This is a genomic window from Blautia sp. AF19-13LB (genome assembly GCF_003479105.1).
GTDB lineage: Bacteria > Bacillota > Clostridia > Lachnospirales > Lachnospiraceae > Fusicatenibacter > Fusicatenibacter saccharivorans.
Map to the genome: position 1 here is coordinate 45,870 of NZ_QUGO01000014.1, position 14,974 is coordinate 60,843.

The 14,974-nt window shown below is 49.6% G+C and carries 12 protein-coding genes; 9 read left to right on the top strand and 3 right to left on the bottom strand.

Going from position 1 to position 14,974, the window contains the following annotated elements; genetic code table 11:
* The first annotated feature begins 248 nt into the window (after positions 1–248).
* A complete protein-coding gene (gene pulA / locus DWX32_RS19705) occupies positions 249–4,214 on the top strand; it encodes a type I pullulanase (RefSeq protein WP_158579596.1) in 3,966 nt (1,321 codons plus the stop codon).
* A gap of 221 nt (positions 4,215–4,435) precedes the next feature.
* Here the strand turns inward: pulA and DWX32_RS14180 are convergent, their stop codons facing one another.
* Positions 4,436–4,816, bottom strand: coding sequence for a 4Fe-4S binding protein (locus DWX32_RS14180; protein ID WP_022463049.1), 381 nt, complete (start codon positions 4,814–4,816; stop codon positions 4,436–4,438).
* A 314-nt stretch (positions 4,817–5,130) separates the two neighbouring features.
* On the opposite strand from DWX32_RS14180, the gene DWX32_RS14190 reads away from it, so the two are divergent.
* The 6 genes from DWX32_RS14190 to DWX32_RS14215 all read left to right on the top strand — a co-directional run bounded on the left by DWX32_RS14190 (position 5,131) and on the right by DWX32_RS14215 (position 10,193).
* A complete protein-coding gene (locus tag DWX32_RS14190) occupies positions 5,131–5,970 on the top strand; it encodes a C39 family peptidase (RefSeq protein WP_117801633.1) in 840 nt (279 codons plus the stop codon).
* Between the two features lie 65 nt (positions 5,971–6,035).
* The gene (spoIIID, locus tag DWX32_RS14195; RefSeq protein WP_055220903.1) at positions 6,036–6,293 is read left to right on the top strand and encodes a sporulation transcriptional regulator SpoIIID; all 258 of its coding nucleotides are present in this window, start codon (positions 6,036–6,038) and stop codon (positions 6,291–6,293) included.
* Between the two features lie 86 nt (positions 6,294–6,379).
* Positions 6,380–7,126, top strand: a complete 747-nt coding sequence (locus DWX32_RS14200) for a copper homeostasis protein CutC (RefSeq protein ID WP_118660421.1) — start codon at positions 6,380–6,382, stop codon at positions 7,124–7,126.
* 38 nt (positions 7,127–7,164) lie between these two features.
* On the top strand, positions 7,165–8,424 hold the full coding sequence (locus tag DWX32_RS14205) for a M20/M25/M40 family metallo-hydrolase (RefSeq protein WP_117510157.1): 1,260 nt from the start codon (positions 7,165–7,167) through the stop codon (positions 8,422–8,424).
* Positions 8,425–8,439: 15 nt separating this feature from the next.
* Positions 8,440–9,369, top strand: a complete 930-nt coding sequence (locus tag DWX32_RS14210; RefSeq protein ID WP_117510156.1) for a nucleotidyltransferase family protein — start codon at positions 8,440–8,442, stop codon at positions 9,367–9,369.
* Positions 9,370–9,467: 98 nt separating this feature from the next.
* Complete coding sequence (locus DWX32_RS14215) at positions 9,468–10,193, top strand: glycosyltransferase family 2 protein (RefSeq protein ID WP_117510155.1); 726 nt, start codon at positions 9,468–9,470, stop codon at positions 10,191–10,193.
* A gap of 89 nt (positions 10,194–10,282) precedes the next feature.
* On the opposite strand, the gene DWX32_RS14220 is transcribed toward DWX32_RS14215, so the two are convergent.
* On the bottom strand, positions 10,283–11,410 hold the full coding sequence (locus tag DWX32_RS14220) for a hypothetical protein (RefSeq protein WP_118660373.1): 1,128 nt from the start codon (positions 11,408–11,410) through the stop codon (positions 10,283–10,285).
* A gap of 562 nt (positions 11,411–11,972) precedes the next feature.
* Here DWX32_RS14220 and DWX32_RS14225 point away from each other — a divergent pair.
* Positions 11,973–12,947 (top strand): cell wall hydrolase, encoded by a 975-nt coding sequence (locus tag DWX32_RS14225; protein ID WP_117510153.1) that lies wholly within the window; start codon positions 11,973–11,975, stop codon positions 12,945–12,947.
* A gap of 236 nt (positions 12,948–13,183) precedes the next feature.
* On the opposite strand, the gene DWX32_RS14230 is transcribed toward DWX32_RS14225, so the two are convergent.
* A complete protein-coding gene (locus DWX32_RS14230) occupies positions 13,184–14,380 on the bottom strand; it encodes a nucleotidyltransferase domain-containing protein (protein WP_118660375.1) in 1,197 nt (398 codons plus the stop codon).
* 288 nt (positions 14,381–14,668) lie between these two features.
* Between DWX32_RS14230 and DWX32_RS14235 the strand changes: the two genes are divergently transcribed.
* On the top strand, positions 14,669–14,938 hold the full coding sequence (locus tag DWX32_RS14235) for a PqqD family protein (RefSeq protein WP_158579597.1): 270 nt from the start codon (positions 14,669–14,671) through the stop codon (positions 14,936–14,938).
* Positions 14,939–14,974 lie beyond the last annotated feature (36 nt).

A 14,974-nucleotide genomic window follows, 5' to 3' on the forward strand; every position in this document is an offset into this window, starting at 1 on the left:
GGAGGAGTGGTCTGGATCCGCCCGGAGGGCAGATCGGCGTGAGATTGTTGTGTGTGGAAGGGGAGAGTGTGTTGGAGGACGGGGAGAGGGGCTGGATTCGCCTGGAGGGCGAATCGGCGTGAGTTTGTTGACTGGTGCAAAGTTTGGAGATAGAATGAAAAAAATATTTTCGGAGTTTTTTGTGCTTGATTTTATGAGAACAGAAAAGTTTCGGGAAGATATTGTGTGAAATTTGGAGGTTTTTGGGTATGGATAGGATTCGACTGAATGCTTCGGAGTGGATGGATTTCCGGAGTGGAGAAAAGAAGTGTTTTTTGCTGACAAACGGACTGGGAGGTTATTGTTCGCTGACGGTGATGGGGAATGCGGCGAGGAATGATCAGGCGCTGTTAATGGGAGCATTGAAGGCGCCTACGGTGCGGGAGCATCTGATTTCGAATGTCTGGGAGACGTTGGAGGTGGATGGTGAGGAGACGGAGCTGTTTTCACAGGAGTTTGTGAATCGGACGCAGAATGTGGAGGGGTTTCGGTTTCTGGAAGGATTTGAGATGGGGAGTCTGCCGGTATGGTTTTACCGGGTGAAGGGGATTGAAATTGAGAAGACGATTGGGATGGTTCAGGGGGAGAATACGGTTCTTGTCCGGTATCGGGTGAGAAGTGGGAAGAAGGGGAGTTTTTCGGTTCGGCCGGTGATGCGGTTTGCGGCGAAGGGAGAGCAGCTGCAGGAGGGGCAGAATTTTGCGGTGGACCGGAAGTGCATTGCGAGTAATGGTGTGATTCTTTCTTATGGAACGAATGGGGAGCTTCAGATGGAGAAGGAGAGGATCTGGAGGGATTTGTTTTTTGAGCAGGATGCACGGGATGGAAGAGATGGTATCGGAAGTGCTGTCGTGAATCATCGGATTCGGTTTGAGATGACGGGAGACGGCAGGGAGCAGGTCTTTTTTGTTGTGTATAGTCTCGCGGATGATGTGGATAAGTGGGATGAGGAAAGGATTGCGCTGTGGATAGAAGAGGAAGAGAAGCGGCAGGAGATGATTGCGGAAAAGTCCGGGATTTCTGATCTGGTGGGAAAGCGGCTGGCGGTGAGTGCGAGTCAGTATATTACGGAACGTGCATCGACAGGTGGGAAGAGTATTATGGCTGGTTTTCCTTATTTTGCGGACTGGGGGCGGGATACGATGATTTCGCTGCCGGGGTGCACGTTGGCAATTGGGGAGTATGAGGAGTGTAAGAGCATTCTTCGGACTTTTATGGCATATACAAAAGAAGGACTGATGCCGAACCTGTTTCCGGAGGGGGATGCGCTTCCGATGTATAATACGGTGGATGCGGCACTTTTGTTTCTGGATGTGGTGTATGAGTATTACCTTGAGACAGGAGATGTGGAGTTTGTACGTGAGGCGTTTCCGGTGATGGAGGATATTGTGTTCTGGTATCAGAAGGGAACGGATTTCCATATTAAAATGGACAGTGACGGGCTGATTATGGCCGGGGGCGGTCTGGAGCAGGTGACGTGGATGGATGTGCGGATTGACAAGGAGCTGCCGACACCGCGTCACGGGAAGCCGGTGGAGATTAATGCGTACTGGTATAATGGTCTGAGGATTCTGGAAGAGCTGGCGCCATTTGTCGGAAAGGATGGATCGGCGTATGGGAAGCTTGCGGAGCAGGTGAAGAAGAGTTTCCTCGAAAAGTTCTGGATGGAAGAGGAAGGATATCTGAAGGATGTGCTGAACGGCACGTATGAAGAGAAGCAGTTTCGATGCAATCAGGTCTTTGTGCTGGCGCTTCCGTTTCAGATGGTGAGTCAGAAGCAGGGGCAGCGGATCTTACAGGAGGTCAAAGAAAAGCTGTATACGACAGCAGGACTGCGGTCATTGGAGATGGAGGATCCGGCGTTTCATCCATGGATCGGCGGAAGTCAGCCGGAGCGTGACAGGGCATATCATCAGGGGACAGTCTGGGGATTTCCACTTGGGGCGTATTTCCGCGCGGTGCTGAACTATTTCCCGAAGGAGGGAAAACAGGAAGTGCATCGCGGACTGGAGCGTCTTGCGAGCTGGATGCAGGAAGGATGCCTGTTTCATCTGGCGGAGATTTATGATGGTGCGGCGCCGGTGATGTCGAAGGGCTGCTATGCGCAGGCGTGGAGTGTCGGAGAGATTCTGCGAGTTTACAAAGAAATAGAGGGAAAGAAGATGAATGCGGTGGTGAAAAGAACGCCGGCGGAGTGGAAAAGCTTTTTTGAATCGGAAGAATTTGTGGAAAACTTTACGTATGAAGGGGATGACCTCGGTGTCTCGGTGAAGAAGAGCAGGGAATGTGATGGAAACTGGCAGATGCCGAAAAAGGATGAACAGTTTGTGACAGAATGGAAGCTCTGGGCGCCGACAGCAATGGAGGTTTCGCTGGAACTGTTTTCCTGCGGCAGCAGCCGTGAGCGCGGGGACCGAAAAATAGCCTCGATTGCGATGACGCGCGGCGAAAAGGGTGTCTGGAGCTGTGCAGTGCAGGGAGCGCGGTATGGAACGTATTATACGTATCATATCCTGCACTCGGATGGTGTCTTTGATACGACAGATCCGTACGGCGTGGCTTCCGGTATTGATTCGGAGCGGAGCATGGTGGTGAATCTTGCAGAGACGGACCCGGCAGGCTGGGAGCAGGATGAAAGACCGGAAATCCGGCCGGAGGATCGTTGTGTGTATGAGCTTCATGTGAAAGATTTTTCGAGTGATCCGCATTCCGGTATTTCGGATAAACACCGTGGAAAGTTTCTGGCGTTTACGGAAGAAGGCACGACGCTGAACGGCGACGGGATTCATGCGACGGGGTTCGATTACCTGAAATCGCTTGGCATTTCTCATGTGCATCTGCTTCCTGTTTTCGATTTTGGCAGTGTGCCGGAAGATGATGCGGAAGCGTTCAACTGGGGATATGACCCGGTGCAGTACAATGTGCCGGAGGGATCCTATGCAACCGATCCGTTCCACGGGGAGGTACGTATCCGGGAAATGAAGGAAATGGTTCAGGCGCTGCATAAGGCCGGCATCGGTGTGATTATGGATGTGGTATACAATCATACGTACAATCTCGATTCGCCGCTTCAGAAAACAGTTCCTTATTATTATTACCGTGAATGGGAGGATGGCACGATTTCCAATGGCTCCGACTGTGGAAACGAGACGGCAAGTGAAAGGGAGATGTTCCGCCGCTTTATGGTTCACTCGGTTTGTTACTGGGCGAAGGAATATCATATCGACGGTTTCCGCTTCGATCTGATGGCACTGCATGACACGGAGACCATGAATGCGATCCGCACAGCTCTGAACCGGATGCCGCGCGGCGAGGAGATTCTGGTTTACGGTGAACCGTGGAAAGCAGCGGCAAGCGCAATGCAGGAGGGATATTTCCCTTCGGATAAACAGAATATCGGAAAGCTGATGGATGGCATTTCCATGTTCTGTGACGATACGAGAGATTCCATCAAGGGAAGTGTTTTCATTGCCGCAGAGGGAGGCTATGTCAATGGAAAAGAGCGTCTTTCAGCAGGAATACTTTCCGCGACAGACGGCTGGCTGGACGGAAAAGGAGCCTATGAGCCGCGCAATGCGAGCCAGCTGATTCCGTATGTGTCGGCACATGATAATTATACACTGTGGGATAAATTAAAACTGTCCGATCCGAAGCGGAAGGAGGATGCGGAGCCGGATTTTGACAAGATGGATGAGCGGACGCTTTCGATGAACCGTCTGGCGGCGGGCATTGTGATGACCTGCAAGGGAATGCCGTTTTTCCAGGCGGGTGAGGAATTTGCGCGCACGAAGCATGGCGAAGGAAACAGCTTCAAATCGTCGTGGCAGCTCAACAAAATTGACTGGACACGCGCCTTAGAGCAGGAAGAGCTGGTGGACTATTACCGTGGTCTTCTCGCTCTGCGCCGAAAATTTCAGGCATACGGAACGTGCGAGCCGGACTGTAAAAAGACATTTTTCCGTGAAAACCAGATCGCAGGTTACGAACTGGAATACCCGAATGGCCGCGCAGTCTGCGTCTTCTACAATCCATGGGAAAAAGAAGCTTTGCAGAAACTCCCGGAAGGAAACTGGAAACTGCTCTGCGATGGAAAACGCTGTGCAGAGGATGGAGCAGAGATGAAAGAAAGCATGATGCTTCCGGCAAAATCGATGGTTCTGCTGGCGCGGGAGTAAAATTGTAAATTTTGTCCCTTTTTGTCGGAATGCTGTCTGCGGAAACGGGCATCGATCATTCTGCCAGGCGGCGAGCGGGAATCAATTGTTTTTCGTTTAACAGAAAAATGCACTGTGGAATTGTCCGACGACGTTCCACAGTGCATTTTTATGTTTATGTGAGCAATGAGTCAGGATCTGTGCTTACATGAGATCCTGGCGGTATCTAAGAGTTCGGATCATTATTCGTCCACAACTTCCAGTACATCCATCGGGCAGGCTTTCGCGCAGATACCGCAGGCGATACATTTGGAAGCCGGATTTCCCTCGGTTTTTACGATCAGGCCAAATGGACAGGCCTTCGCACAGGCTCCGCATCCCGTACATTTTTTCTTGTTGATCATGTAAACGCCCTTCGGGTTCTGGGTGATGGCGCCTTCCGGACAGGCCTCGGCACATTTACCGCACTGCGGACAGGCGATCGGGCGAACAGCCTTTTTCTCTACGATCTGCAGACATGCCTTGTCCGGATCAAATACCTTATAAAATGCCTCAGAACATGCTCCCACACAGGCAAGACAAGCCATACAGGTGCTGCCTTTTTTTACTTTCAGTTTTTTCATTTTGTTTTATCCTCCGCTTAAAGATGTTGTTTTTCCTATTTTACCATTTTTGAACTTTTTTCTCAATGATATTTCCGGAATTTGCCATCTTTTTCCTGCTTGCGGTTTTGCTTCCGTTTCGCATGGCTTTGCACAGATACAAAAAATCTTAAGAAAGCAGACGGAAAAAAAGCAGTTTTTCTTCGGAAAATATACAAAAAGAAAAATCGGAAATTTGTTATGATGAAAAGGAAGAATGTACTCTCAATCAGCTCACAAAATCAGGCACAGAAAGATTTTGGGAGTACACCATAAGATCGGGAGGGGGATTTTTCATGATCCGTGAAGACAATACACTGGAATGGCAAGAGACAGCAGAACAAAAAAGAATGACACAAAGAAGGATAATACAAAGAAGAGAAAGAGCACGGAGACGAAAAAGAAAGGTATGGCGGATCCGCGGACTGCTATTGCTGTTCGGCTGTCTTCTGTTTTTGGGCGGTGTGCGGCGCTTCCGGCAGAATCCGATCCAACGGTATGCGAAAGCAAACGGCATTTCAATGGATCAGTACCCGGAGGAGCTGTTGTCGCTTTACGAGAGAAACAATGAGACGGAGACGTTCGTCGAAGAATATCCGTTGAAAAAAGAGGAGGAGCCGGAGATTGACCTGAGCGACCTGTCATCCGCATCGGAGGTTCCGCTTCTCTTGCAGTGGGATCAGAGATGGGGCTATCACCGATATGCCGGTGAAGTGATGGGATTAAGCGGCTGCGGACCGACAGCACTTTCCATGGTTGCCATTTTCATGACCGGCGATATCACAAAAAATCCGCGCTGGGTCGCCGATTTCGCCTCACAGAACGGCTATGCCGTAGACGGCAGCGGAACCGCCTGGTCTCTGATGCTGGAAGGAGCCCGGCAGATCGGCCTTTCCAGCAAAGAAATCCCTGTGGAACGGGAACGGGTGGAAAACAACCTGCAGGCCGGAAACCCCATCATTGCCCTGATGGGACCCGGGGAGTTTACCAGCAACGGTCATTTTATCGTTCTTACCGGATTACAGAATGGCAGACTGAAAATCAACGACCCAAACAGCAGAAAAAATTCCGAAAAAACCTGGGATATCGATCAGGTGCTGGAACAGACGAAAGCGGTATGGGTGTATTATAAATGAAATACAAGACATACCTGTCATAGCCTCCGAATACACTGTAAAAACAGCGTCTTCGGAGGTTTTTTGTGAGGGACTATATCGAAGAGCGTGCTGTGGAGACAGCAATTTACATGATTGAGACGAAAGCGACCGTACGGCAGACGGCGAAAAAATTCGGAGTGAGCAAAAGTACCGTGCATAAGGATCTGACATCACGTCTGGTACAGGTGAATCCGGGTCTGGCGGCAGAGGCGAGGAAAATTCTGGATGTGAACAAGTCTGAACGCCACATTCGCGGCGGCATGGCAACGAGAGAAAAATATCTGCATCAGAAGCAGAAGTGAACGAAAGTGAAACAAAGAAGCTCTTTCCTAATTGCCTCAAATAGGGTATGATAGAGAAAGAAAATTACGAAAACAGAGGGAATTTTATGAACGATTATATCCTGGAAGTCTGTGTGGACTCGGCGGAGTCGGCGCTTGCGGCGGCAAAAGGCGGGGCAAGCCGGCTGGAGCTGTGTCAGAATCTGGTGATCGGCGGAACAACGCCGAGTCCGAAGCTGTTTGAGGTGATCCGCAGACAGACAACCATTCCGATTCATGCATTGATCCGCCCGCGGTTCGGGGATTTCTGCTACACCCCATATGAATTAGAAGAAATCCGCGAGGAAGTCGCGATGTACCGCGAACTTGGTGCAGAGGGCGTTGTGGTCGGTGTGCTGAAAGAGGATGGAACGATGAATATGGCGGCAATGGAACAGCTGATGGAGGCAGCCGACGGCATGTCCGTGACGCTGCACCGCGCGTTTGATGTCTGCCGCGATCCCAAAGAAGCGCTTGAGCAGGCGGTATCGCTTGGTATGAACACCATTCTCACCTCCGGTCAGCAGAACAGTGCGGTAAAAGGAGCAGAGCTTCTCGCCGAACTGCAGCGCCAGGCGGCGGGACGCATCCGTATTCAGGCGGGCGGCGGTATCTGCGCGGATGCGATCCGCGAGCTGTATCCGAAAACCGGCGTGACCGCCTACCACATGTCCGGAAAAATCGAACTGGCGAGCCCGATGCAGTATCGGAAAGAAAATGTGAACATGGGACTTCCATCCTTAAGCGAATACACCCTCTACCGCACGGACGTCAAAGCCGTGCGCAGCGCGAGAGCGGTACTGGAAGAACTTTAAGAAAATAAAAAAAGAAAAGAAAAGGACATAACATTATTATGAAAGCAAATACCATCAGCGGCCAGCGGCAGTATGCGTTCGTCAGCCAGTTTAACTACATCCGCGAAGCCGGAACGGAAGGCGAAGAAAAAGCAGCCTGCCGGATCGAAAAAGAACTTTCTGAAATCGCAGAAAAATGGGGGCAGGGCGAATTGCAGATCCGCCGCGAGCCGTTCGAGATTGAGACATGGCAGGTTGACGAAGCTGTCTTTACGGTCACAGAGCCATATGAGAAAACATACACCGTCCGCGGCTGCTTCGCGGCAGCCAATACCGCTCCGGAAGGCGTGGAGGCGCCATTCCTCTACGTAGAAAACGGCGACCCGGTCAGCCTTTCCCATGCAGAAGGGAAAATCGTCCTGATCAACGGCGGTGCCAATGCAGAAAACTATGAAAAACTGGAAAAAGCAGGAGCCGTCGGATTTCTGATCCTGACCGGAACGCCGCTGGACAAAGACGAGGACCGCCTGCCGGACTACCGCACCCTGCGCGGCGTAAAAAATCCGAAACTGCCGTGCGCCGTCATTCATTATCTTGATGCGATGGAACTGGTAGAACGGGGAGCGAGCCGTGCACGCCTCGTTTTACAGCAGAAAAAAATCAGGAGAACGTCGAAAAATATCATCCTGCGCATCCCGGGAACCGAGCAGCCAGAGGAAATCCTGACGCTGACGGCTCATTACGATTCCGTTCCGCAGGGACCTGGTGCATACGACAACATGGCGGGCGCAGCGATCATCATGGAGCTGGCACACTACTTCGCCGAAAACCGCCCGAAACGGACACTGGAATGCATCTGGTTCGGCGCGGAGGAGCTGGGTCTCTGCGGAAGCCGGGCGTATGTGAAAGCGCATGAAGCCGAGCTGACGCAGCACCGCTTCAACATGAACGTCGACCTCGCCGGACAGGCCATCGGCGGAACCGTGCTTGGCGTGGCAGCAACGAAAGAGGCATGCGACGCGATCATGGAGCACTTAAAACAGGCGGACAAAGGCGTATCGCTCATCAACAACATCTGGAGCAGCGATTCCAACACCTTCGCATGGAAGGGCATCCCGGCGATGACGCTGAACCGCGATGGTTTCGGCATGCACACCTGCCACGATACGATCGACTGGATCTCCGCCTGGTCACTGAACCGGAGCGCCGGTGTCCTGGGCGAAATTGCCGAGTATCTGGCGGATGCAGAACCATTTCCATTTGAAAGAGAAATCCCGGCAGACTTTGCGGAGAGATTAAAAGCTTATTTTGGAGAATAAAAAGGAGAGAACATCATGAGCAAAAAACCAGTATTAGTCATCATGGCAGCAGGAATGGGAAGCCGTTACGGCGGATTAAAACAGATTGATCCGGTTGACCCGTACGGAAATATGATTATCGACTTTTCCATTTATGATGCAAAACAGGCAGGCTTTGAGAAAGTCATCTTTATCATCAAAAAAGCCATCGACGAGGCATTCCGCGAGGGCATCGGCAAGCGAATTGAGAAATACATGGATGTAGAGTATGTTTACCAGGAACTCAACGTTCTCCCGAAAGGCTACGAAGTGCCGGAAGGCCGCGTCAAACCGTGGGGAACCGGTCATGCGATTCTCTGTGCGGCAGAAGCCATCGACGGCGCACCGTTCGCCGTCATCAATTCCGATGATTATTATGGAAGAACGGCATTCGAGGAGATCTACCGCCAGCTGACAACCGAGCAGGACGGCGCGACCTATCAGTACGCGATGGTTGCCTACGACCTGTACAAAACCCTGACCGACAATGGCCACGTAGCCCGCGGCATCTGCACCGCAGACGACCAGAACCACCTTGTCGGCATTCATGAGCGCACAAGAATCGAAAACCACGGCGGACAGGCCGAATACACCGAGGATGACGGCGCAACCTGGACCGGACTGCCGCAGGGAACCATCGTTTCCATGAACCTCTGGGGCTTCACACCGAGCATTCTGATCGAGCTGAAACGCCGCTTCCTGCCGTTCCTCGAGAATGTATACAAAACCAACCCGTTAAAAGGCGAATACTTCCTGCCGTTCGTTGTCGATGAACTGCTGCAGGAGAAAAAAGCGGAAGTCACCGTACTCCGCTCCTATGATAACTGGTACGGCGTAACGTACAAAGAAGACAAAGAAAATGTCATGGCAGCACTGCAGAAATTAAAAGACGAGGGCCGTTATCCGCAGAAACTGTGGGAAGAATAACAAACGAACGGTACTGGGAAATTTTCTCCATGAGCGCATCTTTCGCAATGAAAAGAAATCCTGTATAATGGATGGAAGGAAATGCAAGGAGAATACCAATGGATACCTTATATATTGTAATACCAGCCTATAATGAGTCGGAAAATATCAAAAGAACGATCGAGGAATGGTGTCCCGTCGTGGAGAAGCATAACGGCGGCGGTGCGTCCCGTCTTGTGATCATCAACGATGGAAGCCGCGACGATACGTATGAAATTGCTTCAGCAGAGTGCGAAACCCACCCGTTGCTCACCGTGCTGACGAAGCCAAACGGCGGCCACGGTTCCACCGTTCTGTACGGTTACCGCTATGCACTTGAAAACGGTGCGGACTATATCTTCCAGACCGATTCCGACGGTCAGACCGATCCGGCGGAGTTCGAAAAGTTCTGGCAGATCCGCGAGGGCTACGACGCCATTTTCGGAAACCGCACAAGCCGCGGCGACGGCTTTTCCCGCGCTGTCGTGGAAAAAGTGCTGTGCGCGGTGCTCTGGACCTATTTCCACGTATCCGTGCCGGATGCAAATGCCCCGTTCCGTCTGATGAAAGCAGACTACGTGGCCGAGTATCTGCCGCTGATGCCGGAAAACTACAATCTGCCGAACGCACTGATGACTGCCTTCGGAGCGTATTTTCACCGGAAAATCCGTTTCATCCCGATCAGCTTCAAGCCGCGTCAGGGCGGAACAAATTCCATCAACATCCGTAAAATCGTAAAAATCGGCCGTCAGGCGCTGCACGATTTCTGTGAGATTCAGAAAGCGGCTGCGAAAAAAAGAGGATAAAAAATAATATAAGAGAAGGAACGTATCCCATGTTTCATGAGATACGTTCCTTCTTTTTGTATGCTTATTTTTTATTATGGACCTTATTTTTAATAGAAGCGATGCGATCTTTTCTGATTCATGGAATCCTTTAGTGCCAGAAGTGATTCGATCAGGATCAGAAGCAGGATCACAGCGATCATGACTGCGAGGATCTGATTTGTTCGCTGATGGAACCAGGAGCCGATTCCTGTGTGTGCAGTCTGTGTATTCTCGGCCTGTGCGGCATTTTCAAGAGCTGCAGTTTCCGAAGTAATAATCTGTGCATCCGGGTCTGTTGTTCTGGCAGATGGTACAATCTGCGTTGCGGCTGGAAGCTGGCTGGAAGAAGTAACAGCGGATGCGGTAACTTCCGGGTGGATGGTGGAAAGATCAACTTCTTCGTCTTCTGTAACAACTACGCTGGCAATCGGTTCTGCTGCGATCGGTTCGGATGCAGGAACCTGTTCCGGTGCGGTTTTGGATGCAGGAGCTGCGGTTTCCGGAAGAATATTTTCCTGTGCCGGCTGTTCCGAAGCAGATGGCTGTACCACGGTCGGGGTTTCTGCCGGTGCGGATGGCTGTTCCGGAACGGATGGTTCTGGAGCGGCCGGTTCTTCCGGAACTTCCGGTGCAGATGGCTCTTCTGGAAGAGATGGCTCCGGGTCAGTTGCCGGTGTTTCCGGGATTGCGGTACAGTAAACAAGAGAAGTCATCGCCGCCGAAGAATCCGTAATCACAACGGAACCACCATTGGAAACGGCCTGTCCATTAACATAGAAGGAAATCTGATCCATATCCAGTGTGTAGCCAGGTTCCGTAACCATCGATACGGAGAACGTTCCGTTTACTTCCTCGACCGGTTCGCTGTTCTGATACAGGACATAGGAACCATCATCGGAAAGATATGACATGGTGACCGGCGCATCCATTGTGGAATCCTGAAATGTCAGGGCAGCATCGGTAAAAGCAAGAGCCGCCTGATCGGTGTTCAGATAGAATTCCAGGTCCTGTGCATCGTAATGGGTGAAGTGAATGGTAATTTCACCGGCGTCTGTATTTTCTGCACTTGGAACTGTCTCGGCTGCTGCCGAATACGGAGCGGAAAAAAATAATCCGGCCGCCAGGAGGCCTGCCATTCCGAATCTCAGAATCAAATTTCCTGTGTGTTTTTTCGTTGTCTGTGTGCTGTGTAACATATGACATCCTCCTTTCACCTGATCGGTTTCTAATGTCGGTCTGTTTTATTTTCCTGCGGTAAGTTTCACGTATAAATTGAAAGAAAAATAATTGATAAAATATAAATTTTCTTTCTTTTTAAAGATTATACCATATGTAGAAAGAAATATCATGTAAAAATAAAAAGTTAAAAGAAAATTTGAAAATGCGTCAAAAGTGGAAAAGGTTTGTAATGCATGTCGAAAAATAGAAAAAGAACTGTCACAATTTCTTAAAAAATATTTGCGGAAAAAGAGGGCATAAAGGGCAGAATGTGAAACAAAAGCAAAATAAAAAGAAGGAAATAAGACACGGAAAAGTATTCCAGACAGGCCGCATGCAGAAGAAAAAGTGGGAATAAAAACCGATCCAATTCGTCAAAAAAGCGGAAAAGTGGTGAAAAATTGTGGGTTCTATGAAAAAAACGATGGAAAAAGACAGGAATGTTGTCGAAATGTTCCAGTTGACAAAAAGATGTAACACTGGTAGAATCGGTTTGTAACAAGATGTAACAAAAACGTAATAATTGTTCAGGAGGTAAGTATGACATTCAAAAAAAGTTATGTGCCGGGCATCCTGGGGAGCGTGCTCACACTGACTGTCATCATGGCTGCACCCGTAAAAGCAGAGACAAAGGAAGAAACCATTTTAAATAAAACAGACTGGAGCACAATGGCTGCAGCAAACGTAGAAGGATATGTCAACATCCGCAGCGAGGCAAACGCAGATTCCGAGATCGTCGGAGTTCTGATGCCGGGCTATGCGGTTACTGTAACAGAAAAAGGAGATGAGTGGAGCAAGATCTCTTCCAATGGTGTAGAAGGCTACATAAAGAATGAATATCTGGTATTTGGGGAAGAGGCAAAAGCACATTACCGCAATATGTGCGGTATCACCGGAGTTGTTCAGGCGGACAGCCTTCGTGTCCGTGAGGCAGCATCCACAGATTCCGCGCAGGTTGGAACACTGACACAGAATGGTGAAGTCAGCATATTCGGCGAAGAGGCTGACTGGTATCAGATCCAGTACAGCGGAAGCAGCGCATACGTTCATGGAGACTATGTGACACTTTCAGAGGAGTTAAAAGGTGCTGTTTCCATGGAGGAATACCAGGCATCACAGGCCTGTGCGGCAAGCAGCGCAGCAGCAGCCTCCACAGCAGGCAGTGCATCGGTAATTTCCGCAGACAGCAATGATGTGGCAATGCTTGCAGCACTGATCGAGTGCGAGGCAGGCGGCGAGAGCTACACAGGAATGGTGGCAGTCGGAGCGGTTGTAGTAAACCGTGTCAACAGCGGTTCCTTCCCGAACAGCATTTCCGGCGTTATTTATCAGGGTGGACAGTTTACACCGGTTGCGACCGGAACATTCCAGAGCGTGCTTTCCCGCGGAGCAAGAAGTGACTGTTATGCAGCTGCACAGGCAGCACTTTCCGGCGAGAGCCCGGTTGGCGGATGCCTGTATTTCAACAGCGGCTACGGCAGCGGAATTCAGATCGGATATCAGCATTTTTATTAAAAACAGGCGTGGAACCTTCGCAAGGGGATAGGCGGAGAGAGCATGCATTTCCATAGATTGTGATCGGTTCAAAGTCATGAAAAATGAGATGGAATCGACGGTATAGAAAAAAGAGTAAGTGAACAAGGGGAGACGTTCACTTACTCTTTTTTTACTCTGAAACAAATACTACCGGATAGTCAAAAAGTGCAGACTATCCTTATGGAGTTTTACGGGAAATGTTGTTGGATTTCCAGTTACGGGACATCGTTATTTTCAAAAATTTTCAACAGCTTGGTTTTCTGGTTATCGGCGCGGAAGTCTGCTAATGTCTGACGCAGTGTTGTATGGCGGACGCGGTAGGTATTGGAGAGAAAACAGAAAAAAGTGATTCCCCAAAATACCGGCCAGAGCAACACACATTTATGAAGCTTGGAAAATCGAAGCTTCATCTGAACATGCCCTTCGTGGAACCAGGCACGGACACCGGCGTGCCGGTAAGAGCCGCGGCTTACGATTTTCCGCTCCGTGTCAATGCCAAAGTCGCCGTCTGCGAGAATTTGTTCCAGAAAGGCAGCACAGTCAGCGGCAGAAGAACGGATCTGCGGGTCAATCGAAGCGGAAAGACCGAAATAAAGATGGCAGGATCCGAGAATCAGCTCATAAAGATGAAAAATTTTTGATTCCCGGCACCAGGAGTGGATTTTCTCAAAATCAATCTCAGATGCATACTGCTTCAGATACAAGGTAAAATCGCAGAGCAGACGGCTGCCGAAACCACTGTAGAGATAGTGTTTGAGCATATGGTGCAGCATATAAAATACATTTTCCGTGGGCGGAAGAACAGGATAGGTCTGACCGTAAAGTTCCACGAAAGACGGCTTCAGATGATCCGGGGAGAAGATCTCATCTATCAGCTCGTTGGCACGGGCAAACTGATAGATGCCAACGATACGGTAATGGAGTTCCAGGGTAAAGGAACGGCCGGTTTCCGGAAAGGTAAAGCGGTAGGTAACATGATGATCACTGTCTTCCGGCTGCTCTGTGTATCCATTCGTCTCGAGAATACGACAGGCACGGGAAAAAGCCTCTTTTTCGGGAATATAAAGGTCCAGATCTCCCAATTTTCGGTATTCGGGAACAGGATAATTGGCGGCGAGGCTCATACCCTTTAAGAGAAAACAGGGAATCTTCTCTGCAAGGAGGAGCGAAAAAGTAAGGCGTGTGAAATGTTCCAGCTGATAATAGGAGAGCAGCATCTGTTTTGTCTGCTGTTTTATCCCGGAAAACGATGGCTGCTGTTCAAAATAAGGCAGAAGAAAAGGAAGTGAACAATGTTTTTCTGCCAGACGGTACAAAGCAGCGGTATCCACCCCATCGAGTGGGATCGGTTCAGACGAATCGGTGCATAAATTTTTCAGAATCTGTAGATAAACGGTATCAAGCGGCTGCATGAGAGACTCCTTTGAAGATTTTTTGTGAAAAGAGAGATATGGTTCAGTATACCACAAAAATGCCGAAATTTGAGCGATAAAATAAAAAAATATTACAGATAACGATAAAAAATAAAATAAAGTTTACAATGAAATAAGTTGAGGCTATAATAAATCTGTCAGTACAGCATTTCATAAACAGCTGTATCAAACACTCAGACAAGTGTAGGGTATAGTCATTTTGAAATGTTCTGGAATGATGGCCTTTCCCACCATCGGGAAGAAAAACGTAAGCGAATGGAGAGAAAGATGACCAGAAAAGGTGAGTTTGTACTCAGACAACTCGCAGATGAATATATTCTGATTCCTTATGGGACAACGACAGAAAAAATGAATCGGGTACTTACCCTAAGTGAAACTGCGGCTTTTATTTATGAACAGACAGGTGATGCCGTATCTGAGGAGGAGATTGCCAGACGGCTTGGAGAAGCTTATGATGTGCCGGCGGAGGACGTGCAGGAGGATGTAAACGCCGTGCTGCAGACATTGCAAAATTGTGGGGTTCTGGAGTGTGCCTGAAAAACGAAAAATCATTTTCGTAATCTGCAAATATGA

What these genes read in the sequence shown, in the direction of transcription:
- pulA (WP_158579596.1), top strand. Translation starts at nt 249, where the DNA reads ATGGATAGGATTCGACTGAATGCTTCGGAGTGGATGGATTTCCGGAGT.
- DWX32_RS14180 (WP_022463049.1), bottom strand. Translation starts at nt 4,816, where the DNA reads ATGAAAAAACTGAAAGTAAAAAAAGGCAGCACCTGTATGGCTTGTCTT.
- DWX32_RS14190 (WP_117801633.1), top strand. Translation starts at nt 5,131, where the DNA reads ATGATCCGTGAAGACAATACACTGGAATGGCAAGAGACAGCAGAACAA.
- DWX32_RS14200 (WP_118660421.1), top strand. Translation starts at nt 6,380, where the DNA reads ATGAACGATTATATCCTGGAAGTCTGTGTGGACTCGGCGGAGTCGGCG.
- DWX32_RS14205 (WP_117510157.1), top strand. Translation starts at nt 7,165, where the DNA reads ATGAAAGCAAATACCATCAGCGGCCAGCGGCAGTATGCGTTCGTCAGC.
- DWX32_RS14210 (WP_117510156.1), top strand. Translation starts at nt 8,440, where the DNA reads ATGAGCAAAAAACCAGTATTAGTCATCATGGCAGCAGGAATGGGAAGC.
- DWX32_RS14215 (WP_117510155.1), top strand. Translation starts at nt 9,468, where the DNA reads ATGGATACCTTATATATTGTAATACCAGCCTATAATGAGTCGGAAAAT.
- DWX32_RS14220 (WP_118660373.1), bottom strand. Translation starts at nt 11,410, where the DNA reads ATGTTACACAGCACACAGACAACGAAAAAACACACAGGAAATTTGATT.
- DWX32_RS14225 (WP_117510153.1), top strand. Translation starts at nt 11,973, where the DNA reads ATGACATTCAAAAAAAGTTATGTGCCGGGCATCCTGGGGAGCGTGCTC.
- DWX32_RS14230 (WP_118660375.1), bottom strand. Translation starts at nt 14,380, where the DNA reads ATGCAGCCGCTTGATACCGTTTATCTACAGATTCTGAAAAATTTATGC.
- DWX32_RS14235 (WP_158579597.1), top strand. Translation starts at nt 14,669, where the DNA reads ATGACCAGAAAAGGTGAGTTTGTACTCAGACAACTCGCAGATGAATAT.